The organism is Ruminococcus flavefaciens 007c (genome assembly GCF_000571935.1).
Lineage (GTDB): Bacteria > Bacillota > Clostridia > Oscillospirales > Ruminococcaceae > Ruminococcus > Ruminococcus flavefaciens_F.
Genome location: NZ_ATAX01000035.1, coordinates 103,624 through 129,412 on the forward strand (window position 1 = coordinate 103,624; position 25,789 = coordinate 129,412).

The 25,789-nt window shown below is 48.5% G+C and carries 23 protein-coding genes; 9 read left to right on the forward strand and 14 right to left on the reverse strand.

Going from position 1 to position 25,789, the window contains the following annotated elements; genetic code table 11:
• Positions 1 to 8: 8 nt before the first annotated feature.
• On the forward strand, positions 9 to 446 hold the full coding sequence (spoIIAB, locus tag RF007C_RS14390) for an anti-sigma F factor (RefSeq protein WP_019680797.1): 438 nt from the start codon (positions 9 to 11) through the stop codon (positions 444 to 446).
• Positions 436 to 1,095 (forward strand): sigma-70 family RNA polymerase sigma factor, encoded by a 660-nt coding sequence (locus RF007C_RS14395; RefSeq protein ID WP_019680796.1) that lies wholly within the window; start codon positions 436 to 438, stop codon positions 1,093 to 1,095. The genes spoIIAB and RF007C_RS14395 overlap by 11 nt, the downstream gene beginning before the upstream one ends.
• Before the next feature lie 3 nt (positions 1,096 to 1,098).
• On the opposite strand, the gene RF007C_RS16695 is transcribed toward RF007C_RS14395, so the two are convergent.
• Positions 1,099 to 2,706, reverse strand: a complete 1,608-nt coding sequence (locus RF007C_RS16695) for a leucine-rich repeat protein (RefSeq protein WP_051456693.1) — start codon at positions 2,704 to 2,706, stop codon at positions 1,099 to 1,101.
• Between the two features lie 264 nt (positions 2,707 to 2,970).
• Here RF007C_RS16695 and RF007C_RS14405 point away from each other — a divergent pair, with 264 nt between their 5' ends.
• The 5 genes from RF007C_RS14405 to hemW all read left to right on the forward strand — a co-directional run bounded on the left by RF007C_RS14405 (position 2,971) and on the right by hemW (position 8,988).
• Positions 2,971 to 5,130 carry a cellulase family glycosylhydrolase gene (locus RF007C_RS14405; RefSeq protein ID WP_037301024.1) on the forward strand — a complete coding sequence of 720 codons (2,160 nt, stop codon included), beginning with the start codon at positions 2,971 to 2,973 and terminating at the stop codon, positions 5,128 to 5,130.
• A gap of 151 nt (positions 5,131 to 5,281) precedes the next feature.
• Positions 5,282 to 7,084, forward strand: coding sequence for a translation elongation factor 4 (gene lepA / locus RF007C_RS14410; RefSeq protein ID WP_019680793.1), 1,803 nt, complete (start codon positions 5,282 to 5,284; stop codon positions 7,082 to 7,084).
• Between the two features lie 37 nt (positions 7,085 to 7,121).
• The gene (locus RF007C_RS14415; protein ID WP_037301025.1) at positions 7,122 to 7,550 is read left to right on the forward strand and encodes a hypothetical protein; all 429 of its coding nucleotides are present in this window, start codon (positions 7,122 to 7,124) and stop codon (positions 7,548 to 7,550) included.
• Between the two features lie 2 nt (positions 7,551 to 7,552).
• On the forward strand, positions 7,553 to 7,894 hold the full coding sequence (locus RF007C_RS14420) for a hypothetical protein (protein ID WP_019680791.1): 342 nt from the start codon (positions 7,553 to 7,555) through the stop codon (positions 7,892 to 7,894).
• Positions 7,891 to 8,988: a radical SAM family heme chaperone HemW gene (gene hemW / locus RF007C_RS14425; RefSeq protein ID WP_037301027.1), complete on the forward strand. Its 1,098-nt coding sequence runs from the start codon at positions 7,891 to 7,893 to the stop codon at positions 8,986 to 8,988. Before RF007C_RS14420 ends, hemW begins: the two co-directional genes overlap by 4 nt.
• A gap of 67 nt (positions 8,989 to 9,055) precedes the next feature.
• Here the strand turns inward: hemW and RF007C_RS14430 are convergent, their stop codons facing one another.
• The 12 genes from RF007C_RS14430 to RF007C_RS14485 all read right to left on the reverse strand — a co-directional run bounded on the left by RF007C_RS14430 (position 9,056) and on the right by RF007C_RS14485 (position 22,252).
• Positions 9,056 to 9,982 carry a cell envelope integrity protein TolA gene (locus RF007C_RS14430; protein ID WP_037301029.1) on the reverse strand — a complete coding sequence of 309 codons (927 nt, stop codon included), beginning with the start codon at positions 9,980 to 9,982 and terminating at the stop codon, positions 9,056 to 9,058.
• Positions 9,983 to 10,031: 49 nt separating this feature from the next.
• Positions 10,032 to 10,217: a hypothetical protein gene (locus RF007C_RS14435; protein WP_037301030.1), complete on the reverse strand. Its 186-nt coding sequence runs from the start codon at positions 10,215 to 10,217 to the stop codon at positions 10,032 to 10,034.
• Positions 10,218 to 10,317: 100 nt separating this feature from the next.
• Positions 10,318 to 11,901 (reverse strand): lysine--tRNA ligase, encoded by a 1,584-nt coding sequence (gene lysS / locus RF007C_RS14440; protein ID WP_037301032.1) that lies wholly within the window; start codon positions 11,899 to 11,901, stop codon positions 10,318 to 10,320.
• Positions 11,902 to 11,921: 20 nt separating this feature from the next.
• Positions 11,922 to 12,392, reverse strand: coding sequence for a transcription elongation factor GreA (gene greA, locus RF007C_RS14445; protein ID WP_019680788.1), 471 nt, complete (start codon positions 12,390 to 12,392; stop codon positions 11,922 to 11,924).
• Between the two features lie 500 nt (positions 12,393 to 12,892).
• Positions 12,893 to 14,062 carry a S41 family peptidase gene (locus RF007C_RS14450; protein ID WP_019680787.1) on the reverse strand — a complete coding sequence of 390 codons (1,170 nt, stop codon included), beginning with the start codon at positions 14,060 to 14,062 and terminating at the stop codon, positions 12,893 to 12,895.
• 68 nt (positions 14,063 to 14,130) lie between these two features.
• Positions 14,131 to 15,507: a murein hydrolase activator EnvC family protein gene (locus tag RF007C_RS16700; protein ID WP_051456694.1), complete on the reverse strand. Its 1,377-nt coding sequence runs from the start codon at positions 15,505 to 15,507 to the stop codon at positions 14,131 to 14,133.
• 102 nt (positions 15,508 to 15,609) lie between these two features.
• Entirely contained in the window at positions 15,610 to 16,521 is a 912-nt protein-coding gene (ftsX, locus tag RF007C_RS14460) for a permease-like cell division protein FtsX (RefSeq protein WP_019680784.1), read from the reverse strand.
• On the reverse strand, positions 16,518 to 17,525 hold the full coding sequence (gene ftsE / locus RF007C_RS14465; protein ID WP_037301034.1) for a cell division ATP-binding protein FtsE: 1,008 nt from the start codon (positions 17,523 to 17,525) through the stop codon (positions 16,518 to 16,520). The genes ftsX and ftsE overlap by 4 nt, the downstream gene beginning before the upstream one ends.
• 76 nt (positions 17,526 to 17,601) lie before the next feature.
• Positions 17,602 to 18,687 carry a helix-turn-helix domain-containing protein gene (locus RF007C_RS14470; protein WP_019680782.1) on the reverse strand — a complete coding sequence of 362 codons (1,086 nt, stop codon included), beginning with the start codon at positions 18,685 to 18,687 and terminating at the stop codon, positions 17,602 to 17,604.
• A 243-nt stretch (positions 18,688 to 18,930) separates the two neighbouring features.
• On the reverse strand, positions 18,931 to 20,700 hold the full coding sequence (argS, locus tag RF007C_RS14475) for an arginine--tRNA ligase (protein ID WP_037301037.1): 1,770 nt from the start codon (positions 20,698 to 20,700) through the stop codon (positions 18,931 to 18,933).
• 24 nt (positions 20,701 to 20,724) lie between these two features.
• On the reverse strand, positions 20,725 to 21,147 hold the full coding sequence (locus tag RF007C_RS14480; RefSeq protein WP_019680780.1) for a DUF1934 domain-containing protein: 423 nt from the start codon (positions 21,145 to 21,147) through the stop codon (positions 20,725 to 20,727).
• A 31-nt stretch (positions 21,148 to 21,178) separates the two neighbouring features.
• Positions 21,179 to 22,252: a D-alanine--D-alanine ligase family protein gene (locus tag RF007C_RS14485; RefSeq protein ID WP_037301039.1), complete on the reverse strand. Its 1,074-nt coding sequence runs from the start codon at positions 22,250 to 22,252 to the stop codon at positions 21,179 to 21,181.
• 350 nt (positions 22,253 to 22,602) lie between these two features.
• On the opposite strand from RF007C_RS14485, the gene RF007C_RS17825 reads away from it, so the two are divergent.
• Positions 22,603 to 23,772: a hypothetical protein gene (locus RF007C_RS17825; RefSeq protein ID WP_037301041.1), complete on the forward strand. Its 1,170-nt coding sequence runs from the start codon at positions 22,603 to 22,605 to the stop codon at positions 23,770 to 23,772.
• Between the two features lie 38 nt (positions 23,773 to 23,810).
• Here the strand turns inward: RF007C_RS17825 and RF007C_RS14495 are convergent, their stop codons facing one another.
• Positions 23,811 to 24,830 carry a glycoside hydrolase family 130 protein gene (locus RF007C_RS14495; RefSeq protein ID WP_037301044.1) on the reverse strand — a complete coding sequence of 340 codons (1,020 nt, stop codon included), beginning with the start codon at positions 24,828 to 24,830 and terminating at the stop codon, positions 23,811 to 23,813.
• A 208-nt stretch (positions 24,831 to 25,038) separates the two neighbouring features.
• Between RF007C_RS14495 and RF007C_RS14500 the strand changes: the two genes are divergently transcribed.
• Complete coding sequence (locus RF007C_RS14500; protein ID WP_037301045.1) at positions 25,039 to 25,773, forward strand: MBL fold metallo-hydrolase; 735 nt, start codon at positions 25,039 to 25,041, stop codon at positions 25,771 to 25,773.
• Positions 25,774 to 25,789 lie beyond the last annotated feature (16 nt).

A 25,789-nucleotide genomic window follows, 5' to 3' on the forward strand; every position in this document is an offset into this window, starting at 1 on the left:
GAAAGATCATGGAAATACTTAATGAGATCAAATTCACAATGCCTTCACTGTCGGTGAATGAAGGCGCAGCAAGGGCAGTGGTATCGTCCTTCCTGATACAGGCCGACCCCACAGTGGAGGAGCTGTCCGATATACGCACAGCTGTATCCGAGGCGGTGACAAATGCGGTCGTACACGGCTACAGGCATGAAAAAGGGAATATAGAGCTTACGGTGAGGCTTCTGCCCAACAGGGTGATATACATAAGGGTGAGGGACAAGGGCTGCGGCATAGCCGATGTTGAGCGGGCGATGGAGCCCCTTTTCACAACGGCTCCCGAGGAGGAAAGGTCGGGGCTGGGCTTTTCGGTCATGCAGTCCTTTATGGACAAGCTCAGAGTCAGGAGCGCTCCCGGGAAGGGGACGACCGTGACCATGAGAAAGAGGCTGTCTGCTCATGGAGACTGAAACAAAAAAGCCTCTGGCTGAGGAAAATCTCGGACTTGTCCACCTGTGCGCCAACCGCTTCCGCGGACGGGGGATAGAGTATGACGACCTGTACTCCGCAGGCTGCATAGGTCTTCTCAAAGCGGTAAGGGCTTTTGACTGCGGCAGGGGAGTGAAGTTTTCCACCTATGCTGTACCTGTGATACTTGGCGAGATAAAGCGGCTTTTCCGTGACGGCGGAGCTGTGCGTGTCAGCCGCAGTCTGAAGGAGCTATCTCTGCGCCTGACACGGCTGTCAGAGGAATTCCTTCAGCGCGAGATGCGGGCACCTACGGTAGCCGAGCTCGCGGAGCTTTCGGGAGAGAGCACATCGGCTGTATCCGAGGCGCTGTGCGTAAGTCAGCCGCCTGTGTCGCTCACCTCGGGAGACGACGATGAGGGACAGACCGATATACCTACCGAGGCTCCCGACGAGAGCATAACCGACCATATAGCTCTCAGGCAGATACTGTCGGAGCTTGAACCCGCTGACCGCGCTCTGCTGGAGCTCCGTTATTTCAAGGGGCTTACTCAGTCAAAGACCGCTGCGGTTCTGGGTATGACTCAGGTGCAGGTATCGAGGCGCGAAAAAAAGCTCCTCATCTACATGAGAGAGGAGCTTTTAAGCTGATATTTACTGTTCCATACTGAAGAAAATCTCGATAGAAGGCGCACCTAAGTGAGTTGAGGTGTATGAATAGTAAGCGAGGACCTTTGAAGCGTCTACCGAATCAACAGTACCGCTCCTGTCAACATCGGCGCACTTGCTCTGGGAAGCGTTGAAGCTGCCGGTCTTACCTGTGGAGGTGAGAGCGTACTCTGCAAGTATGAGAGAAGCGTCTACCGAGTCCACGATGGAGTCATTGTTGACATCGCCTTTGTTTTTGATATATTCTCCTTCAAGGGCTTCGAATTTGACCTTTCTGGGAGTTGCCCAGTTGCGGGCAGTGGACTTGTCATAGCCTTTTATGACGCCGTTGTATATGCTTTCGCCTGTTTTGAAATCATAGCTGTTGCATATGGTGAACTGTTCGTTCTTGTTGATGATATTTGCTTCGCCGTTGTAAATAGTCACCGATGCGAGATTGCCGCAGTTTGAGAAGGCTCCTTCGCTGACGGTATTGACCGACTCATCGCATACGATGTTCTCGATATACGGATTTCCCGCAAAGGCATAGGGTTCGATAGTCTGGATATAGGAGGGGACGGTGAAGTCCTTGTCCTTTCTGCCTGCGGGATATACTGCCAGATCTGCCATATCGCTGCGGTAAACAACGCCGTCAACGATATGATAATTGCCTATACTGTTCATTCCTTCGAATTTTTCAAGAGATATGCAGCCTTCAAAGGCCTTTTGACCGATCACATCGGGAGAACAGCCGAATTTGAAGGAGTTCAGATTCTTTGTGCCCGCAAATGCGCAGTAACCGATATTGCTTACATTTGCGCCGAGAACAACGGCTTCCAGATCATCATCATTGAGGAAAGCATTATCGCTTACGGTCGTTACGGGGAGATCGTTTATCTCATCCGCAACGGTGATGCTGTTTGAACTGTTGTAGTGTGTTCTGCCGATAACACTGTAATAGTTGAACATATATTCATAATATATCTCGTCTGTCAGAGTAGTGAGTGAGTTCATACATATGGCTCTGCCGTGTGGTGTGAGCTCAAAGTGGTCGTACTTTTCCTTTTCCTGGACGTACTGTGTCTCGGATACCTCTTTGCCGTTGATCTTGTATACTATCTCGACGCCCTCTATGTCCTTGTTCATGGTGTTGTCGGTGAAGGACTCCTCACGTATGAATCTGCCCTTTTCAAGCCTGAAATAGGTAAGCGAACGGACTCCCATATGTACATCGTTATGCACGAGGTAATGTGCGTTGGGATCGGTGAAGGCGATGCCGTAGGTGCCCAGCTCTACGGGATCCGACAGATTTCCTTCGTAATAAGAGTATACGGTACAGGTGCCGGAACGGAAATTGTTCTGTGATATAAAGAGCTCCGGATTGCCGTCATGGTCTATGTCGTAGATCTCAAAGCAGGACGGTTCCTGTGACTCAACGTCGAAGTTGTAGTCGGGATTAGTGTAGAAGCTGTTGAGTACATAGGAATAGGCTGCCTGCCATGATGTGAATGACATCTGCGGAAATGAGTCAGCCGCGTTCACATTGGACAGTGGGATCGCTGCTGAAAGCAGTACTGCGGCAGTTACAGCCGCTGTGGTCTGTTTGATCTTCATGGAAAATCCTCCTTTAGCTTTATTGCCTTTCGGCCATCTCTCTCATTCTGCCTTGCGGCAGTCCCTCTACCGATAATTATATTATATTTTACGTTATATTGCAAGGGATAAATAGAATTTGCCATTCATGGATATGACAAAAAAAGCACCCATTTTTTGCTGAATTCTACAAACGGCGTTGACAACAGGAGTGAAAAGATGTATAATAGTGATGTTAACAAATCCGTAACATTGCTGTATAATACTAAAGAGAGGGGTTTTAATATGGCAAATAAGATTTTAAAAAGAGTAGCAGCTGTTGTTTCGGCTGCTGCGGTGTTGCTTGTGCCCACATCGGCCGGGCTTCCCGAGAAAACAGCATCGGCAGCTCCCGACGAGTACCATGATGACTGGCTCCATGTAAACGATAAGGCACAGATCGTTGACATGAACGGCAATGAGGTATGGCTCACGGGAGTAAACTGGTTCGGCTACAATGTAGGCAGCCAGGTATTCGATGGAGTATGGTCGCAGAATATGCACCATTGTCTTGATCTTATCGCAGATCACGGCTTCAATCTGCTTCGTGTACCCATGTCCACAGAGATACTTCTCCAGTGGAAGAACAAAAAGCCCGACGGACTGGTAAAGGTAAACCAGTATGAGAATCCTGAGCTTACCGTTGAGGGAGTTGAGGGCGGTACTATAAAGTACAGCTTCGACATCTGGAATCAGGCAGTAGAATGGTGCCGTGAGAACGGACTCAAGATAATGATAGACATTCACTGCGCTACCACTGCTTCAAACGGTCATCAGGTTGCTACATGGTATGACTCGAAATACAGCACCGAGGACTGGATCGAGGCACTTGAATGGGTGACTGATTATTACAAGGACGACGATACCATTATCGCCATCGACCTCAAGAACGAGCCTCACGGCAAGCACGACGAGGGCGCCATGGCAAAGTGGGACGGCTCAAAGGACATCAATAACTGGAAGTATGCCGCAGAGCGCGGAGCAAAGGCAGTTCTTGATATAAATCCCAATCTGCTGATCATGGTAGAGGGTATAGAGGTATATCCGAAGTTTGAAGAGGGACAGGACTGGGATTCTCCCGGTATCGACTATACGACTATGTACAGTCCTTACTACGGCGCATGGTGGGGAGCTAATCTCCGCGGCGTAAGGGACTACCCCATAGATCTCGGCAAGTATCAGAGCCAGCTGGTATACTCACCTCACGATTACGGTCCTGAGGTTTGGAAGCAGGACTGGTTCTATCTTGAAGATCCTTCAAAGACCTTCAGCAGAGAGACTCTCCTCGATGATTACTGGAGAGATACATGGGCATTCATCGGCGAAGAGAAGATCGCACCGCTGCTCATCGGCGAATGGGGCGGCTGGGTAGATGATGAACACGACAAGACCGGCGAAAACAGACACTGGCTCAAGGAGATCAGAGATTATATGATAGATAACCATATCCATCATACATTCTGGTGCTTCAACGAGAATTCATCGGATACAGGCGGACTGGTTTACGATAACTTCGGCAAGTGGGACGATGTGAAGTATGAGTTCGTCAAGCCCGCACTCTGGCAGGACAAGAACGGAAAGTTCATCAGCCTTGACCATAAGATACCTATGGGACGCGCAGGCAACGGTATATCGCTCTCTGAGTATTACGGCGGCGCTCCTTCTCCCGGAACTGTGACTACTACCACATCTTCCGCAACAACTACCACCACAACGACTACAAGCGTTACTACTACTTCAACTACAAACACTACGACAACCACTGTCAGCGAGGAAATTATAACAACATCTGTGACCACTACAGGGCCTGGTCCTACTATCCATCCCGGATATGACTTCAAGGGCGTTGATTCCTACCCGACAAAGACAGTTTATGAGCAGGGCGATGAGCTTGACCTCAGCGGTCTTCTCTTCGGCGGAACTCCGCAGCAGGGGGCAGGCTCAGGCGGCGGAAGATATACGGACGCTGATGTAAACGACGGCATTGTATCTGTCATAGACAGCAGCGGAAAGAGCTACAGCAAGGATAAGTTCAAGACTCTTCCCTCAGGCGAGTATACCGTCAGGATCAAAGGCGGTGTAGGCGATTATTACAAATTCACCTACTGCTACGGCGTGGATATCTCCTATAAAGTAACTATAAACGGCGGCTCGGGCGATGTTGTCTGGGGCGACGCAAACTGTGACGGAAAGGTGGATCTTGCAGACGCAGTTCTCATAATGCAGGCTCTTGCAAATCCCAATAAGTACGGAATAGGCGGTACTGCCGAGAAGCCTCTTACCGAAAAGGGCAAGGCACAGGCAGACGTAGATACTTCTGTAAAGGGAATCACTCCCGATGACGCAGTAAAGATACAGGAATTCCTTCTCAAGAAGGTAGCTTCACTGGATTCCAATGCAAAATAAACACTTCTGAACGGTTCAGCCGTATGTACAGACTCCTGTATCAGGATATGTGCATACGGCTGATTTTTATTCGGCAATAAAACTCTTTACAAACCGCGGAGTTTCTGATATAATTATACTGAGTAAATATGTATTGAAAAGAGGTAAAGCTTTGGCTAACGATAAGATCAGAAATTTCTGTATTATAGCGCATATAGATCACGGCAAATCCACACTTGCCGACCGTATCCTTGAAAAGACCGAGACAGTTGCTATCCGTGACATGGAGGATCAGCTTCTGGACAATATGGACATCGAGCGTGAGCGCGGAATAACTATCAAAGCCCGTGCAGTGCGTCTGAAGTATACCGCTAAGGACGGAGAGGACTATATCTTCAACCTCATCGACACCCCCGGCCATGTTGACTTCAACTATGAGGTATCACGTTCTCTTGCAGCCTGCGAGGGAGCTGTCCTTGTTGTTGACGCTTCACAGGGCATAGAGGCGCAGACTCTTGCAAACACCTATCTTGCCATCGAGCACGACCTTGAGGTGGTCCCCGTTGTCAACAAGATAGATCTTCCCTCGGCAGATCCCGAGAGAGTATGCAGCGAGGTGGAGAACGTCATAGGTATACCGGCCATGGACGCTCCGCGTATCTCCGCTAAAATGGGCATAAACATCGAAGAGGTGCTGGAGAAGATAGTAACGGATATACCCGCTCCCAAGGGAGATACGGAAAAGCCCCTGAAGGCGCTTATCTTTGACAGCTATTACGACTCTTACAAGGGAGTTATCATATATGTCCGTGTTAAAGAGGGCAAGGTAAAGGTAGGTGACAATATCCGCCTTATGGCTACAGGAGCCGTGTTCAACGTAGTGGAGGCAGGTTTTATGGACGCTTCCAACCTTGTTAACAACGGAAGTCTTGAAGCAGGAGAGGTAGGCTATATTGCCGCTTCCATCAAGAGCATAGGCGATACGCAGGTGGGCGATACCGTCACCAACGACGACGATCCCTGCGACGAACCCCTTCCCGGTTACCGAAAGGTAAATCCCATGGTATTCTCGGGTATATACCCTGCTGACGGAGCAAAGTACGGTGATCTCCGTGAAGCTCTGGAAAAGCTCCAGCTCAACGACGCTTCACTGTCCTTCGAGCCCGAGACCTCCATTGCTCTTGGCTTCGGATTCCGCTGCGGCTTCCTGGGACTTCTCCATATGGAGATCATACAGGAGCGTCTTGAACGTGAGTACAATCTCGACCTTATCACCACAGCCCCATCGGTAATATACAAGGTAACTCTTACCAACGGCGAGGTGCAGTACATCGACAACCCTACCAATTATCCCGATCCTGCGCTGATACAGGTGGCAGAGGAGCCTATGGTAAAGGCAAGCATCCTTTCGCCCTCGGACTACGTGGGCAATATCATGGAGCTCTGTCAGGACAGACGAGGAGTATTCAAGGATATGAAGTACCTTGACGATACCCGTGTCGAGCTCCACTACGAGCTGCCGCTGAACGAGATAGTCTATGATTTCTTCGACGTACTGAAATCCCGCACAAAGGGCTATGCTTCCTTTGATTACGAGATGATGGGCTATGTTCCCAGCAAGCTTGTCAAGCTGGATATACTTCTCAACGGCGATATAGTTGATGCCCTGAGCTTCATCATCCATACTGACAAGGCTTATCCAAGAGCACGCAAGATAGCCGAAAAGCTTAAAGAAAACATTCCGCGCCAGATGTTTGAGGTACCGATACAGGCTGCTATCGGCGGCAAGATAATTGCACGTGAGACCGTAAAGGCCATGCGCAAGGACGTTCTTGCCAAGTGTTACGGCGGTGATATAACCAGAAAGAAGAAGCTGCTTGAAAAGCAGAAGGAAGGAAAGAAGCGTATGCGTCAGCTGGGTACGGTAGAGGTGCCACAGGAGGCGTTTATGAGCGTCCTGAAGCTTGACAGCTGAGCAGCTCCGATACATTTCCCCATAACAGGAGGATATCATGATAAACTATATCATTCTCGGACTGCTGGGGGCGGTATTCGTTCTCAGTATCATAACAGTCATTACAGAATACTTCTTGAAGAAAAATTCGGCGGCGGGACGTTTTTTCCGCTCCATAAGAATAAGGCTCCGCGAGAAGTCGCGTACAAGCTTCTGCGTGACTGCCGCAGTCCTGCTCATATTCGGACTTGCGGCAGGTGATGACAACTTCAGGCTGATATTTGCAGCTCTGCTGATAATGCTGCTTACGCTGGCAGTTCTCCACCCCGAGGACTTTCTCAGTGTTTTCAGACATCGCAGAAAGAAAAAGAAAGCAGTACGTCTGGGACTTACTCCCCGTCTTGCTGGCGAAGTCCCCATGGCAAAGCTTGTTAAAGAACTTGAACCCATAGATACAGAGTTAAGCTCCGAGGAAGGAAAAGAATAAATATGAGTAATATATACAAATGCCCCCACTGCGGCAAAAAGAGCTTCAATCCCTGGTCCAAGGCAATGGCCGGACAGCTCAATTCAAAGGGAAAGCCCTGCATGGAGTGCGGTAGGCTCTGCGTCAACGGCAAGGGCGCGACAATATTCAAGGCTATATACTGCCTTGCAGCCTTTGCGCTGATAATATACATCTATATACACGGTGCTGACAATGAGTGGATGTTCACACATGAGATGCCTATGTGTATAGGACTTATACTTTCAATGGCCATTGTCCCCAGGATAGTCAACGCCTTCTTCTTCAGCCTGGCACCTTCTATCCGTATAGACGTCAAAGAATGAACAGTCTCGGGATATATATACACGTGCCGTTCTGCGGAAAGAAATGCGCATACTGTGATTTCTATTCCGTGGCATGGACAAAAGCTGCTGCGGAGGGATACATCGCGGCAGTTTTGCGTAATATACGCCATTACTCTGACAAAAGCAGGTATGTGGATACGATATACTTCGGGGGAGGCACTCCCTCTCTGCTCACCGCGGAGCAGCTGAGGGCAATACTTGAATGTATAAGGAGTAGCTTTGTCGTAAGTGCTGACGCTGAGATCACCATGGAAGCCAATCCCTGCACCCTGACTGCACAGAAGCTTTCCGAGCTGCATGGCATAGGCATAAACCGCCTGTCCGTGGGAGTACAGTCCATGTCTGATGCCGAGCTGAAGGTGCTGGGAAGAGTACATAGCGCCGGACGTGCGGAGCAGGCTGTACTTGAAGCGGCAGAAGCAGGCTTTGACAATATCTCCTGTGATCTTATGATAGCTCTGCCCGATCAGGACAAGGAGAGCCTGCGCTTTTCCATTGAGCGCATGACGGCTCTGCCTGTGCAGCATATATCGGCATATATACTGAAAACGGAGAATGGTACGCCCTTTGACTGCGAGGAGATACGGAGCAGGCTGCCCGACGAGGACAGTACCGCAGAGCTGTATCTGGAAATGGCAGGTCTCCTTGAAGAAAGAGGCTTTATGCAGTACGAGGTGTCGAATTTTGCAAAAAAAGGCTATGAGAGTCGCCATAATACCCGATACTGGAAGTGCAGTGATTATCTCGGCATAGGACCTGCGGCACATTCCTGCTATAAGGGCAGGCGCTTTGCCGTGGAGCGCGATCTGGAAGGCTTTATAAACAGCGAGGTACAGCAGATAACGGTCACCGACGAAAGTCCCTGCGGATTTGAGGAGTATGCAATGCTCCGGCTGAGGCTGAAGGAAGGCCTTCTTCTCGGTGACGTTCCCGAGCACAGGGAGGAGATAATGAAAAAACTGCCGCCCCTTATAAAGAGCGGCTATGCGGAGACTGACGGGGAGAGGGTATGGCTCACGCCTAAGGGCTTTCTCATGTCAAATTCCGTTATAGGATATCTTATTTTTGAATAGCGTCAGAACAACTCAACAGGAATAAAAAAGCCATAGCATCCGTAAATACAGGTGCTATGGCTTGATTTTATTTGGTTTTGGACAGATCCTTTATCATTTTGTCAAATAACGGGAAGTCCTTGTCGTAGGTCTCCTGCATATCCTTTTCACTGGAATGGAGGAGCTTTTTCGGTTTTCTGAGTGCAAGGAACATATCGTCGCTTATAAGACTGGGAGCAATGCCTATCTTTTCGGCAAAATCAGTATTTTTCAGATAGTAGCAGCAGTCCTTTACATGGGGATCATCGGGATAGAGCCTGCTTAGATCCACAAGTGATTCATCGGGGATCAGCAGTTCATCGGTAGTCTTTTTATTTCCGATGACGATGACTGAATCGGCGTTATTGAGGAAGTTCGTCAGCTTGTTTGATACACCGTTGATGTAGTTCTGGTACTCGTCGTCGCCGTAGGGAATGTAGTACACCGATACCTCGACCTTGCCGTTGCCGTTGCTGTCATCGGCGTATTCCTCAAAGAATTCGCTGAGGTATGTGGAATTGCCCACGTCTCCGTTTTCACAGAGCATAAGTATGATCGAATCGGGATGAGGCTTTGAGAGCATATCCGTTATAAGGAATACACCCAGACCGACGAAGAATACTCCCAGTCCAAGCCACCATTTGTTATGGTAGAAGAAGTTGAAGATCTTTTTACCTAAGGAGAGCTTTACTTCCTCTTCCTTTTCCTCGTGGATAGTAGCCTCGCTCTCGTCAACAAGCCCCTGCTTGAGGCGCATGAGTTCGATCCTTTCGTCCTGGAGCTTTTTTTCGTAGGCCTCGCGCTTCTGCTTTTCCTTTTCGGCGTAACGGCGTTCTATTTCCTGCTGCTGAGCCTGCATTTCGGCCTCACGCTGTTTTTTCAGATCCTTGTTGACCTGGAAAATGCTCTTTTTAATATCGATTTTGTCGTTCTCCTCGGGAGATGCGGGAGCATTTTTCTTATCTTTTTCTTTCATAGTATGTTCCTTACGATAACGGGCGGCTGAAATGCCGCCCGAATGTGGTTTATTCTTCTAAATTCTTTCCGCAGTGAGGACACTTTACCCCCATTATTTTGCCGGGGTGATAACCGCAGTGTGGGCAGCGTACAAAAAGTAAATTATAGATAAGACCTGCTGCGAAAACAGCTGCTGCCGGAACGCCAAGCAGAATAAGCATTGCTGTGTTGTCAAGAAAGAACAATGCGCTCATTCCGATGATCACTCCCACAAGCATAATAAGGACTGACACCCACGCTGTTTTAATAGGTGATCTTTTTTTATATTATTTCCCTTTTGCGGAATGGGAAGGCTTATTTATCGAGACTCTTAAGTGTCGGAAAGAGCAGTACATCCCTGATAGAAGCGCTGTTTGTCAGCAGCATTACCAGACGGTCGATGCCGTAGCCGATACCGCCCGTAGGAGGCATACCGATCTCAAGAGCATTGAGGAAGTCCTCGTCTGTGCGGTTAGCTTCCTCGTCACCCTGGCTGAGAGCCTCTTCCTGAGCCTTGAAGCGCTCACGCTGGTCGATAGGATCATTGAGCTCTGAATAAGCGTTACACATCTCACGGCCTGTGATGAAGAGCTCGAAACGCTCAACATAGTCGGGAGCGTCGGGCTTTTTCTTGGTGAGAGGTGAGATCTCGATGGGGTGATCCATGATGAAGGTAGGCTGAATGAGGTGCTCTTCAACGAAGGCTTCGAAGAAGAGGTTGAGAATATCGCCGCGCTTGTGGCGATCCTCGTACTCCACACCCTTTTCATCAGCTATTTTACGTGCTTCTTCGAGAGTATTGATCTCATTGAAGTCAACGCCAGAGTACTTCTTTACAGCGTCTATCATAGTGAGACGCTCGAAGGGCTTGCCGAGGTCGATCATATGCTCGCCGTAGGGAACGCAGGTAGTACCGCATACTTCCTGAGCAACGTGGCGGTACATATTCTCGGTGAGATCCATCATGCCGTAGTAGTCTGTATAAGCCTGGTAGAGCTCCATAAGTGTGAATTCGGGGTTATGACGGGTGTCAACGCCCTCATTTCTGAAAACTCTGCCTATTTCGTAAACTCTCTCCAGACCGCCGACGATAAGTCTCTTGAGGTAGAGCTCGAGGCTGATACGGAGCTTAACGTCTTCGTCGAGAGCGTTGTAATGAGTTTCAAAAGGTCTTGCAGCGGCGCCGCCTGCGTTTGAGACAAGCATGGGAGTCTCTACTTCCATGAAGCCCTGATCATCGAGGTAACGTCTGATGGAAGAGATTATCATGGAGCGCTTTATGAAGGTATCCTTTACCTCGGGATTGATAACGAGGTCGAGGTAACGCTGACGGTATCTTGTATCTGTGTCCTTGAGTCCGTGCCACTTCTCGGGAAGAGGGAGCAGAGACTTTGTAAGGAGGGTGATATTCTTGGCGTGGATAGAGATCTCGCCCTTGCGTGTTCTGAATACATAGCCCTCAACACCGATGATATCGCCGATATCCCACTTCTTCTTGAATTCCTTGAAGAGGTCTGCGCCGACATCGTTGGAACGAACATAGACCTGGATACGGTCGGATTTGTCGCGGACGTCGATGAAGTTAGCCTTACCCATATCTCTCCAGCTCATGATACGGCCTGCGATACGGATGATATTCTCATTGAGCTTTTCCAGCTCGGCAGCCTTCTTCTCCTCATCATCGCCCACAGCAGCAAGTATCTCGGCCTCCTTGGCCTCATACTCCTTTTTGTAATCGGCAGCGTGGCCTGTTACATCGAACTTGGTGATAACGAAGGGATCGTGTCCCAGCTCGCGGAGATCGGCGAGCTTGTCGAGTCTGTCCTTCTTGAGTATATTAATATCCTGTACAGGCTCTTCTTCTGCCTGAACAGGGCTGTTTACCTGATTTTCGCTCATTTTATATGTCCTTTCAGAGATTACTTTGAGATCTCAACGACCTCGAACTTCAGCTCGCCTGCGGGAGCTTCAACGATGAATGTATCGCCGACTCTCTTTTTCATAGCAGCCTTGCCGATAGGAGACTCGTCTGAGATAAGGCCCTCTTTAACGTTTGCGTGGTTGGTTCCGACGATGGTAAAGGTCTCTGTCTTGCCTGTATCCAGGCGCTTGATAGTGATCTTTGAGCTCATACCGATCTCATCAACGGAGATATTATCGTCATCAACTATCTCAGCGTTATCAATAGTATACTGAAGTTCGTTGATCTGAGCTTCGAGGATAGCCTGTTCGTTTTTTGCCTCATCGTACTCGGCGTTCTCGGAGAGGTCTCCGTAGGAACGGGCAACTTTAAGTCTTTCGGCAACTTCCTTACGTTTATTGATCTTAAGGTCATCGAGTTCAGCAACGAGCTTTTCGTAGCTTTCTCTGGACATCTTCTTTGTAGCCATATCAATGCACTCCTTAATATTTGATAATAAATGTGTAATCAATAACCGCCGTCAGGCGGTTATTACCCTGAACTGCGTTCAGGGAGCGCAAATTCTTTTATATGTAAGAGAATTTGTGTATCACATTTCTTTATGTCAAGCTCATTCTGTCCTAAAGGACAGACAAAGAGCAGACATTAATAAATAGCATTACAAACTATTATACTATATTACGCGGAAAAAGTCAATAGCTCTTTGAGTCCGGAATAGCTGTTTATCATATGCGGATAGGAGCAGAGGGGACGTCCTTGATGTGTTTTTTGCCGGCAGCTGAACAGTACAGCATCTGCTGTGCTGCTCATTATACAGTTCAGACAAAAAAGCACATCTGCAATTGTGCATAGCTACAAAGATGAAAATATAATTTTTGAAATTCAATGGTTTTCCGTTGAATTTCATCGTTTTTTGCCACATTTACAGAAGGGCATAAAAAAGGAGACAGTTTCCTGTCTCCTGAGGTATTACTGTTCCAGTAAGCTCATAGCCACATCTATGGCCTGTGCACGCTGTTCGTCGATGTTTTCGTCGGTATTTTCAACGGGATGATCGGGAACCAGTCCCACGCCGTCGTAGCATTCCGAGAGCTCTGTCTTGTACTTAGCCACTGTGAGGACTACCGCGCCGTTATTGCCGAATTCGGTAGTCTGCTGCATAACGCCCTTGCCATAGGTCTTTTCGCCTACCAGCGGAGCCTTTGCGTAATCGCGGAGTGCAGCTGCAAAGAGCTCGGCAGCACTGGCGGTCTTGCCGTTTACGAGTACTACCATAGGAATATCCAGCTTTGTTTCGTCGGAGTATACAAGAGTCTCGCTGTGGCCGTCCTTATACTCAGCTGTTGCGATAACTCCCTCGGGAAGAAGGGGATCGAGGCACTCCGAAAGGGATTCCACTATACCGCCGCCGTTGTCGCGAACGTCGAAAACGATAGCCTTTGCACCGTTTGAGGTAAGTCTTTCGAGAGTTTCTATGAACTGCTGGGGAGTATTCTTCTTGAAGCCCTTTATATTTATATATCCGACGGACTCGTTGATCATCTCACCGCTGACAGTGATCATTTCTATGGAGCGTCTTGTAAAGGTATAATCCTTGTCTATACCGCCTCTGCGCACAGTGAGGTTTATCTCCGAGCCTTCCGTACCGCGCATAGCCTCCACGGACTCGTCAAAGCCTGCCACAAGAACATCGACACCGTCAATAATAGTGATAATATCGCCCTTGCGGAGACCGGCTTCTTCTACGGGAGAATCCTCCATGATCTCGGCGATGCGGATATATCCGCTTTCGTCCTCATCAAGGGTAAGACCGAGACCCACAAGCTGTCCTTCGTCCTCGCTCTGCTCAGTGAGGTACTCATCTTCCGAGAGGTATTTTGAGTATTTATCGTCAAGTCCCGAGATATATCCCTTGAGGATACCGTCGCTGAGTTCGTTTTCGTCTATGTCTCCCAGGTAGTTTTCGCGGACGAAGGTATCAAGAGTCTGAAGAGAATTATACTTCTTGCTCTTTTCGTTTACGTCCACGACCTTTTTATTGAAGCTTTGCAGCGAGAAAAAGGAAGTGAGGATAAATGTGACTGCGGAAGCGATAGCGATTAGGCTCAGCGCCAGACCAAGACTGATTTTCTTATTCATATTATCATCGCTTTCTGACAAAAATTCGGGCAGTTGATAGAACTGCCCAAATACTGTGTTTGATTGTTTTACGGACTAACGTAGCCCATAGGATCTACGGCTGAACCGTTTACGCGGACCTCAAAGTGGAGGTGAGCGCCTGTTGACCAGCCTGTGGAACCGATATAGCCTATTACCTGTCCCTGCTGAACGTACTGACCAACGGATACAGCTGCTGAAGCAAGATGTCCGTAAAGTGTCGAGTATGTTCCGTCGTGGGAGATAACAACATAGTTACCGTAACCGCCGCCGCAGCCGCAGCTGTAATCCTTGGGGTAGTCGTGAACGCAGTTGTTATTTACTGTAATTACTGTACCTGACTGTGCAGCACAGGCAGCACCGCCGTGGATACCTGCGTCACCTACGTCTATACCTCTGTGGAAGGTTCCCCATCTGGGACCGTAGCCGCTGGAGATATAGCAGAATCCGGGAGCGGGCCATGAGAAGCCCGAAGCGGAAGGTGAGGGGATATAAGCGGGTTCCTGATATGTGGGGGTATATGACTGACCGCTCTGTGCAGCCTGCTGTGCGGCAGCAGCCTGAGCAGCGGCTCTTTCCTGAGCAAGTCTTTGCTGTTCGGCCTCGTATGCAGCCTGAGCAGCTGCGGCCTGACGGGCGATCTCAGCCGATATCTCGGCGTCGAACTCAGCGTTCATAGCTTCCAGTTCAGCCATCTGCTCTGCTGTATAAGCCTCTTCCTGGGCTATACGGTCGATCTCGGCCTGAGTCTTGGAGTACTGATTGTTAAGTACTTCCATTTCGGCAGCCTTTTCCTCTTTACGCTTTGTCTGCTCCTCCATCTTCATTTCGAGGGTGAGCTTTTCGGACTCCAGATCCTTCTTGGACTGCTCCATCTTGTCGATGTCGCTGAGTATATCATTGATAAGCTCCTCATCGTATGAAGCGATGCGGTTTACCATCTCAACTCTTGACAGCATATCGTAGAAGCTTGCCGTACCTACCATAACGGTAGCGAGGTTATCGTTTCCAGTAACGTACATAGCGCAGAGGCGCTTCTTGAAGAGTTCTACGTTACTGTCGATCTCTTCCTGCTGATCTACGATAGCCTGATCGAGACCTGCGATATTGTTCTTTGTGGATTCGATATCGGCATTGATATTTTCAAGCTCCTTGTTGAGGAGTGAGATATTTTCCTGGATAATGTCGATCTGGTCGTTGAGTATCGACTGATACTGCTGCTCCTCGGCTTTATTGCCTGCAAGAGCGTCGAGCTGTGTCTGAAGATCACTGATCTTAGCTTTGTTGACGTTGATCTCTTCCTGCATCTCTGCAATGGTCATAGCGGAAGCCTTGTTGATATTTCTGCCTGAACCGGCAGGATAATTTGAGATAAGTGCGAAAGTGATCACTGAACAGGTCACAAAAGAGATGACCTTCTTAAACATATGTAGCTTTTCCATAATCAAGCTGCGTATCGGACGTGGGTATTGCTGTCCGAATGCACACTCCTTTCATAAAAAATTCACACTGTTCTTGAACGAACATTATTATACGTCTATATGCTTTCTCGTGCTTATTACACTGCCCAGAGCTCCGATGAGAGCACCGAAGATGAGATATGCCAGTGCAAGGGGAAGTCTTATATCCTCAAAGGGGATAAGGCTCTTTACACCAAAGGTGTTCATGAGCATACCCTGCTCTGTTATCATATTATATGCCGAGCGGTATATTGCCCATGTTATGAAGTAAGCGCCTGCGCCTGCGAAGAGACCTGTAACCATACCCTCAACGAAGAAGGGCATACGGATGAAGGCATTTGTAGCGCCGACATACTTCATTATCTGTATCTCCTCACGGCGGGCAAAAACGCTTGCCTTTGTGGTATTGGAGATGATTATCATTGAAACGACTGCAAGAGCTATAATAACAGCGCCTGCGATAAGGGATACGACCTTTCTGAGCTCTCTGAGGAACTCTGCCACCTGCGGAGAAGCCGATGCGCTCTGGATATTGGCCAGTGAGCTTATCTGAGCTGTGGTGTCCGAGATCTTATCGGTATCCTTGACGGTAACGCTGAAACCGTCAGGCATAAAGCTTGCGTCGCTGCCGATATACTCATCGAAGATCTTCTCTGCATTGGGGAGATTGGCTTTCTGTCTTGCAAGAGCGTCCTCCTTGGAGATGAAGGTAACCTTGTCGATATTGGGAAGCTCGTTGATAGCGGCTTCTGCTGCGGAGTTCTGCTCCTCGGTGGTGCCGACATTCATAATGACTACCACCTCGTTCTGGCTGCCAAGACCCTTTATCATGGAATTGAGGTTGATATAGAACAGACCTGCGATTCCCACGAGAAGAAGGGATATGAGCAGTACGCAGAAGGTAGCGAAGGCCATCATTTTGTTCTTCCATATATTTTCCACGCCCTGATTGGCCAGGTATTTGATACCGCTTATTTTCATTCTGCACCTCCCTCGGTTTTCTCGGTCAGTGCAGCCAGCAGTTCCTCGGGAGTTTCTGCTGCTGAAACGGGAGAGCCCTCTGTGATATTCACATCTATATTATCTGCCAGCTTCTGCATGAGCTCGGGCTCCTCGGAGCTGTTTCCCTCGGGGACTCCTCCGATAGCTGAGATAATATCATCTGCGGTCATATTTTCAATGGGGAGGTTGATAGCCTCTTCGGTATTGACATCCTCATCGTCGTGATCGTTTATGCGCTCGGCGTCGCTGATAGCAGCAGCCATTGCTTCCGTGGGCACCTCGGTGTCCATATCTGCCAGAAGCTCGTCGCCTGTACCTGCGATGACCTCGTCGAATACGATCTCTCCTTCGGTTATATTGATTATACGTCCGCCGAAGTGTCTTACGAGGTCGTGCTCGTGGGTGACCATGAGTATCGTAGTACCCTGGTCGTTTATGCCCTTGAGGAGCTCGACTATCTCGTATGAGAGCTCGGGATCGATATTACCTGTAGGCTCGTCGGCGATTATCAGCTGAGGATCGTTTACCAGTGCTCTTGCAATGGCTACACGCTGCTTTTCACCGCCTGAGAGTTCATCGGGGTAAGAATTTGTTTTAGCGTGGAGTCCTACCAGACTGATAACGTAGGGGACTCTTTTGCGTATGTACTTTATGGGGGCGTCAATAACTCTGAGAACGAAAGCGATATTTTCGTATACTGTCATTGACGGTATAAGTCTGAAGTCCTGGAATACAAAGCCGAGAGTACGGCGGAATTCAGGTATCTTTCTTTTTTTAAGCTTGTTCAGGTTATAGCCGTTAACGGTAACAACACCGCTGGTCGCGTCTATCTCCTTGAGCAGAAGCTTGATCATAGTACTTTTTCCCGCACCTGATGAACCTACCACGAAGGCAAAATCGCCGTCGTTGATCTTCAGGCTGACGTTATTGAGTGCGTCAACGCCGCTGGAGTAGGTCACGGATACGTTTTTAAGTTCTACCAATGGGTTACACCTACCTTAATCTGTAAAGGGCGGATATATACCGCCCCGAAGTCCTTATAATGCCGCGGGGGCGCTATCAGAACTTGACAGGGTTAGCAGACAGGTACTTCTTTACCATAAGAGCGATCTTGAATATGATAGCGTGATCGAACTCACGGAGATCAAGACCTGTAAGCTTTTTGATTTTTTCGAGTCTGTAAACGAGAGTATTTCTGTGAACGAAGAGCTTTCTGGAAGTCTCTGATACGTTCAGGTTATTCTCAAAGAATTTCTGGATAGTGAAGAGAGTTTCGTGGTCGAGTGACTCGATACTTCCTACCTTGAATACCTCGTGGAGGAAGGTCTCACAGAGAGTAGTGGGGAGGTGGTAGATAAGACGTGCTATACCGAGATTGTCGTAGCTTACGATAACCTTGTCCGTATCGAATACCTTGCCGACCTCAAGAGCCATCTGAGCTTCCTTGAAGGAACGTGCCAGATCCTTAACGCCAACTACGGCTGTACCGATACCAACATTGACTCTTGTATAGAACTCACTGCTGAGAGTATCAGCGATGGAACGTGCGAGCTTTTCGAGATCCTTTGAATCAACAGCGCTCTTGAGCTCCTTTACGAGAACTATATCTGTCTCTGTGATATTGAAGACGAAGTCCTTGTTCTTATCAGGGAAGAGGTTCTGGATAACATCATAAGCTGAAATATCGTTAGCGGAGATGATCCTTATGAGGAATACAGCGCGGCTGATCTCAGCGTTGAAGTGGAGCTCTCTTGCCTTGATGACAATATCTCCGGGGAGAACGTTGTCGAGTATAACGTTCTTGATGAAGTTGTTTCTGTCGTACTTCTCATCGTAGTACTGCTTGATATTGGAAAGTGCGATAGCGAGGATGCTTGCATACTTTGCAGCAGCGTCGTCAACGCCCTCAACGAATACAGCGTAATCGGGCTTTACTCTTGAGCCGAAGGGCTTGTATGTGAAGCCGTCACGGATAAATATGTCGTGTGAATCGCTGAGATCGAGGGAAACGAACTCGTTGGTAGTACCTACACGAGTCAGGTCACTGCAGGCGATGATTGTAGCAGTCTCATCAACTACACCGATGGTTGCGTCGATAGAATCGCGCATCTGATGAACTAAACCCTGAAATAATCTGTTGGACATGGTTTACATCCTTTCTCTTAATAAGATCTTATTTTGAGCGGACCTTCAGAGAGAGTCGGGAGAGTAAATCTCTCCTCAACATATTACAAATTGTAACACATTTTCGGCGTCAATTTGTTAACAAACTGTTAACTTTCGTCTGAAGGCTCACAAACATGACTTGCTTATATGTTGAATTTTGTCTATTTTCACCATAGCGGTGAATTTTTTTGTAACCAAACCGTAATTTTTACGGTAAGAAAATTACATTTTCTCGGGACGATCGATGTTGAGTATCTCGAGTACATTCCTGAGAGTCTGGCGTACTGCCACACAGAGGAGGATACGGGCATTCCTGAGTTCCTCGCTTTCTGCGTTCTTTACGCTGCAGGCGTCATAGAAACGGTGGAAAAGAGTTGCAAGATCAATGGCATACTTTGTGATCTTTGCTGGATCGTAGGTCTTTGCTGCCTGGTCGATCTCTCCGGGGAGAGAAGCAAGGTGGCGGATCAGCTCGATCTCGCGTGCGTCGGACAGAAGATCAAAGTCTGCGGAGGAGGGGATATTGATGCCCTCGTCTGCCAGAGTCCTGAGCATACTGCATATTCTTGCGTGTGCATACTGAACGTAGTATACAGGATTCTGGGAGGTCTTTTCGATTGCCAGACCGAGATCGAATTCAAACTGTGAATTTGCCTCGCGGAGATTGAAGAAGAAACGTGCAGCGTCTATTGGTATCTCATCAAGGAGAGTTACCAGTGTGATAGCCTTGCCGCTTCTCTTTGAGAGCTTTACGGTCTCGCCGTTGCGGACAAGTCTTACCATCTGCATGAGGACTACATCCAGCTTTGTTTCATCAACGCCGAGAGCGTTGAGAGCGGCCTTCAGTCTCGGAACGTAGCCGTGGTGGTCTGCACCGAGTACGTTGATGGCTTTGTCAAAGTTACGTGTGACCAGCTTGTTGTAGTGGTAAGCGATATCGGGAACTATATATGTGTAAAGACCGTTGCTGCGCCTGAGCACGAAGTCCTTATCCATACCGTAATCTGTAGCCCTGAACCAGATAGCGCCGTCCTGCTCGTAGGCCTTATCTGCCTCCATGAGCTTGTCCACTACCAGCTTTGTCTCGTTCTTCTCGTGGACTGTGCTCTCGCGGAACCAGTTATCGTAAACTATGCGGTACTTCTTCAGGTCGCGTTCAAGACCTGCTATATTTATCGGAAGAGCGTAGTCAACGAGAGCCTTGCGGCGTTCCTCGCCTGAAACGTTTTCCATAGCCTTGCCGTTTATATCGTAGAAGTTCTTGGCGTGTTCGATTATGTCCGTGCCGAGGTAAACGTCCTCGGGCATAGCGAACTCTCCGTCTTCTCCGCTGCCCTCATAGATAACGGAGCAGAGCTTGTCAGTATCGTCCTTGTACTGAGCGATGAGCTCCTGTCCCTTGTCGGAGCAGAGCTGCATATATCTGAGCTCAAGTGACTTTCCGAACTTTTCAATCTGGTTTCCTGCGTCATTGACGTAGAATTCACGCTCGGCGTGATAGCCTGCCCACTGGAGCACGCTGGCGAGACAGTCTCCGATAGCGCCGCCTCTTGCGTTGCCTATGTGCATGGGACCTGTGGGGTTTGCGGAAACGAACTCAACGAGGACCTTCTTGCCCTTACCGAGCTGGGTCTTTCCGTAGTCGCCGCCTTCATCGAGGACGTTCTTTACTACGTCCGAGAACCACTTCCTGCTGAGGAAGAAGTTGAGGAATCCTGGGCCGGCTACTTCTGCCTTTTCGAAGATAGTGCCTTCAAGGCTGAGCTTATCGCAGATGAGCTCGGCGATCTTTCTCGGAGGCATCTTCAGAGCCTTTGCGCATACCATAGCGGTATTTGCGGCGAAATCACCGTGGGACTTGTCCGCAGGGATCTCGATGTTGAAACTCGGCAGCGGTACTGCGGGTATCTCCTGCTCTGCCACCAGAACTCCGAGGGCGTCCATGATGATCTCACGGAGTCGGAGGGAAGCAGAATTGATAAGATCTGACATTTTATCTATCCTTTCTTTTACGGCTCAGTTCTGAGCCTGTACTGTCATGATTATCTCGTTATCCGAAAGATACGAGGAATTGAGGTCGAGAGTATATTTAAGGTAGAGCCTTCCGTTTTCGGCTAAGGTATTCTCGATAGCGTGAGTGTATACGCCGATCTGAAGGTTGCCGTAGGGAGTACCGTACTGGCAGAAATGCTTGCGTCCTATCTCGAGGGAGAGGACAGAATTTGCAGTGCCTTCACGGGTGATGGAGGCGTTGCGGCAGTCATCCACCTTTATGGTGGTAACGGAGCCTTCAAAGCCTGTTGCCGATGTATCCTCATAGGAAATTATGTCCCAGCCGTTTTCACGGATATGGCGGGCTTTCGTGAGGAGCTCGGTCTCGTTCTTTTCGTCCTCCTGCCACTGGATACTCGTAAGTGAGATCAAAACGTTATTTTTCAAAGCAGTCTCCTTAATTTACGTTTTTGCAGACTCAGTATGTCCTGTCTGCATTGTCCATAGCCTGTTCGAGGAGCTTGTCTATGAGCTCTTCGTGGGAGAGCCCCAGATCCTCCATGAGTCTGGAGAATACGCTGTTACGTCTCAGGCCGGGGGTAGTGCCTATCTTGTTGAGCAGGAGCTCACCGTCCTCTGTGAGGAAGAGGTCAACTCTTGCAAGTCCGCGGCAGCCCAGTGCCTTGAAGGCCTTGACGGCGGTCTGAGAGGCTTTTTCTGCTTCCTCTCTGGATATATCCGCAGGAATTATCAGGTCGTCTCCTGTGCTGACGTTGAAGTTATTGGGATCATATGGAGCAAAGGAGTTCTTTATCTCGCCGATAGCGGAGCATACGGGGGATTCGTAGCCGAATACCGCAGCTTCCAGCTTGCGGGCTCTGACGTATTTCTCAACTATTACCTTGTTATCGTTTGAAAAAGCTACCTTTACTGCGGTGAGGAACTGTTCTGCGTTGTCAGCTATGCTGACTCCGGCGTTGCTTCCGCTGTTTGCGGGCTTTACCACCAGGGGGAATCCAAGCTCATCGGCGATCTCAACGCATCTTTCGTTTATACGATTGATCTCGCGCTGGGTGATGACTCTCCATTCGGCGGTCTTTATATCGTAATCGTCCATTACCATGTGAGTATGGGATTTATCGGCACATGAAGCCGAAGCCAGGACTCCGCTTCCGACATAGGGGATGCCCGAAAGATCGAGAAGTCCCTGAACGGTTCCGTCGCCGCTTCTTTTTCCGACGAGGAGGGGAAGTACCACATCTATCTTTCTCAGTGAGATCTCTCCGTTCTCAATGGTGATGAGGCCTCTGTGCAGCGGATCGGGCGAAATGATAGCAGAGGTGCAGTCGGGATCCTGATCCCAGGTGCCGTTGGCGATATCCTCCACATCTCCGGGGAAGTACAGCCAGCGTCCCTTTCTGGTGACGCCTATGCAGATCACCTCATATTTATTTCTTGGTATGCTGCTTATCACTTCGGCGGCAGAGGCCAGTGAGAGCTGATGCTCACGGGCAGTTCCGCCAAAAATAACGGCAGCTTTTATCTTTGCCATATGTTTCTCCTTTTAAATAGTATCCTTTATTTTTTATTGTCATTTTCCAGTATCACTATATTTTATCATATTACACAAAAAACTGCAAGTATTTTTTGCGGAAATGAAGAATAACACAGCAAAATTCGCAAGGATAGCACATAGCGGACAATTTTCAACTTTAGTTTTTGTGCATATTCACAACAAATTTTTGAGGTTTTCATCAATTTGACGGAATACCCCTTAGTAAAAATGACGAAGGAAAGCTCTGAGTTCAGAGAACCGAAAATAAAAATATTGACTTTACAGAGAAAATAATATATAATAAACTCTATGATATTATGGGGAGACCTAAAAGGAGATTTGATGCTATGAAAATACTTAAAAGAACTCTTATCTGGCTTATTCTTATGGCAGTGATACTCTTTATGGTGAATCTTGTGGGAACACTCATCGTAAAAAATGTTGGTGTCGGAATACTGGAAGGATCTATGACAGGCTACTCGATGAAAGAAGAGATGATGATACATCCTGTTCTGCAGGAGGTCGATGAAGAACACAAGCTCAACGGTCTCAGCGGACTGTCCACCCGTTCTTTGCTGAGCAGTGAGCGGCTGAGGAATGATGCCAAATTCTATTTCACCTTCATGTTCCTGAATTTTAATGTGGACATATCAAATATTTTCTGGGACGAAAAGGGCACCAATGGTTTATCCGAGGGAATTTTTTCCGTTGTATATGAGGATAAGGGTGAAAAACTTGATTATTTCAGACACAGCTGCGGTGTTCTGGATATAAATGAGCTGATCAAGCTTGACTGTGCATCGGAGTTATATGATATTCTGGAAAAAAACGACGATGTGAGGATAAGGATGGATTCATATTCCGTTGACAGCAGCTTTATTGTACATCCCGCATCATTTACTGTTCTCGATGCAGGCGGGAATGAGATAAAAAAATTCGATTGTCCCTGCAGCGGAGAGATCGTAAAGGGAGATAATGTCTATCTCTACAACGAAGAGGGCTCTTATAAAAAAGACAAGGAAAATTCAGGCTACAGCGTCTATAAGAAGATGAAGGACGCCTACCTCGGTGAGCGAAAGTCTGACAGGATTGCAAAGAAATACATGGAAAAGGCAGACTTTTCACAGAATGACCAGAGTCTCACGGAACGCAGCTACGGTCTTGCGACCATTACTTCAAAGCATGTTGAGGTTAAGGAGGGCAAGGCGCAGGTAACTGTTCAGAGGTTCTGCTTCTATAAGGGCGTTATACTTTATACTGCAATATTTGGTGCGATAATGACGCTTATCATGGTGCTTGTATGCAGAAGCAAAGACAAGAAGAAGGCCTTCGGCGGCTATGGAGGCAATTACGGAAATATGCCGTATAATTATCCCAACGGCTATAATAACCGTCCCGCAGGCGGCAATTATCCGAACAATTACAACGGCCAGCCCAATAACTATCCCAATAATTACAATAACGGCACCAACGGCTATGGTATGAACAACTACAATAACGGCAGCCGTTACCGCTGAAAACAAAGAGCCTCCGGAGTATCCCGAAGGCTCTTTTCTTATCTTCTGCCGGGAGTATCGTCGCCCTCCCAGAGCTTGTCATGGGCGAGTATGTACTCGTAAAGCTCGTCTATTGTTGTGAATGCGACTCCCACATAGCTGTCGGCACAGCCGTAATATATGGCGATACGTCCTGTATCGGCGTCGGTGAGAGCTGCACAGGGGAAGCAAACGTTGGGAACGAAGCCGCGTTCCTCGTACCATTCCTCGGGGGCGAGGATATAGTTTTCGCAGCGGTGGATCACCCGTGAAGGTTCGTCAATGTCAAGTATGGCTGCACCTATGCTGTAAACATAGCCGTTGCAGGTGTTGACTACTCCGTGGTAGAAAAGCAGCCAGCCCTTGTTCGTTTCTATGGGCGCAGCTCCGCCGCCTATCTTGAGGTTTTCCCACCAGTTGTCGGACTTTCCCATTACATGGCGGTGGCGTCCCCAGAATAACATATCAGGACTTTCCGAAAGGAATATGTCGCCGAAGGCCGTGTGTCCGTTGTCGCAGGGACGGGACAGCATGACGTAATTGCCGTTTATCTTCCTCGGGAAGAGGACGGCATTGCGATTATAGGGAAGGTAAGGATTTTCCAGGCGCTGAAAGTGCTTGAAATCCGTGGTTTTCGCAACGCCGATGGTAGGACCGAATGCGTCCTGACACCACATTATGTAGTATGTATCTTCCACCTTTACAAGCCTCGGATCGTAAGCGTACAGAGGCATGAAGGGCTTGCCGTTTTCGTCTGTGAAGAGTATCTTTTCGGGCTCAAACTCCCAGTGCAGGGCGTCGCTGCTTCTGCCAAGGTAAATATTCGGTATACCGTTGCGCTGTTCGCCGCGGAAAACTCCTATGAAGCCGTCGCCGTAAGGCATTACGGCACTGTTGAATATCCTTGCTACGTCCGGGAGCGGATTTCTGCCGATTATGGGGTTTTCACTGTATCTCCACACGGGAGCCGGGCAGTTTGCAGGCTTGTCCTGCCATGGTATGGCAGCAAGACTGCTGCCGATTATTTTAATATCCGCCATAATATACTCCTTGATTAAAATTTAGTTTATGGATTAATTAAATTATACAGTAATTTCAGCCGTCAGTCAATAGCTAAATAAAAAATCGCATATTTTCGTGAAAATGCACTATTTTTTACGGTGATATTCTACATATCAAAGTTTACATAAAGTTATAGACTGAGGCGTCTGCGGGGGTGTATAATGAAATAAAAACGGAGGGAAGAAAATGAGGATAATCACAGAACAAAACAAAAGATACGGCAATATACACTACTTCTGCACTTACATCGGCGATCCGCTGACCTGTTATGTGCTCCGCGGCAGAAACGGCGATATGCTCATAGATACGGGACTTCCGTTTATGCGCAGACGGCTGGCCGAGTACCTCAGTGACTACGATATACGCTACATCCTCCTTACCCATGCCCATGTGGATCACGACGGCAACGCCGTCAGGCTGCGACGCGATACCGGAGCTGAGATACTTCTCGGAGAACGGGACAGAGAACTGATCGGACACTACGGCAGACAACCCGTCAAGGCTACCTCCCCAAGATACAGGGCACGCAACGCACAGCAGAACTTCATGGGCAGAATGAATCTTTTCAGCACGCGTCCCTACGTTCCCGACATATACCTCAGCAGCGGAAATACAGGCATACTCAGGGAGCTGGGCTTCAATGCGGAGGCTGTTCCTCTCCCCGGGCACACTCTCGGCTCGGTAGGGGTACTGTCCGAGGGCGTTCTCTACTGCGGTGATGCCTTTACGGCTATATGGGGCAAGCCCGATATTACACCTCATGCGGCCTCTCCTGCAGCAATGGAGCGTTCCCTTGAAAGGATACTGGACATTTCGCCTGAATGGCTGGCCACCGGTCACGGACTGCCGCTGAGAATGAAGGACGCAAGACCTGTTATAAGAAAATATCTGCTTATGAGCAGGCAGCGCAAGCTTAAATGATGACTTAAAAAGGAGG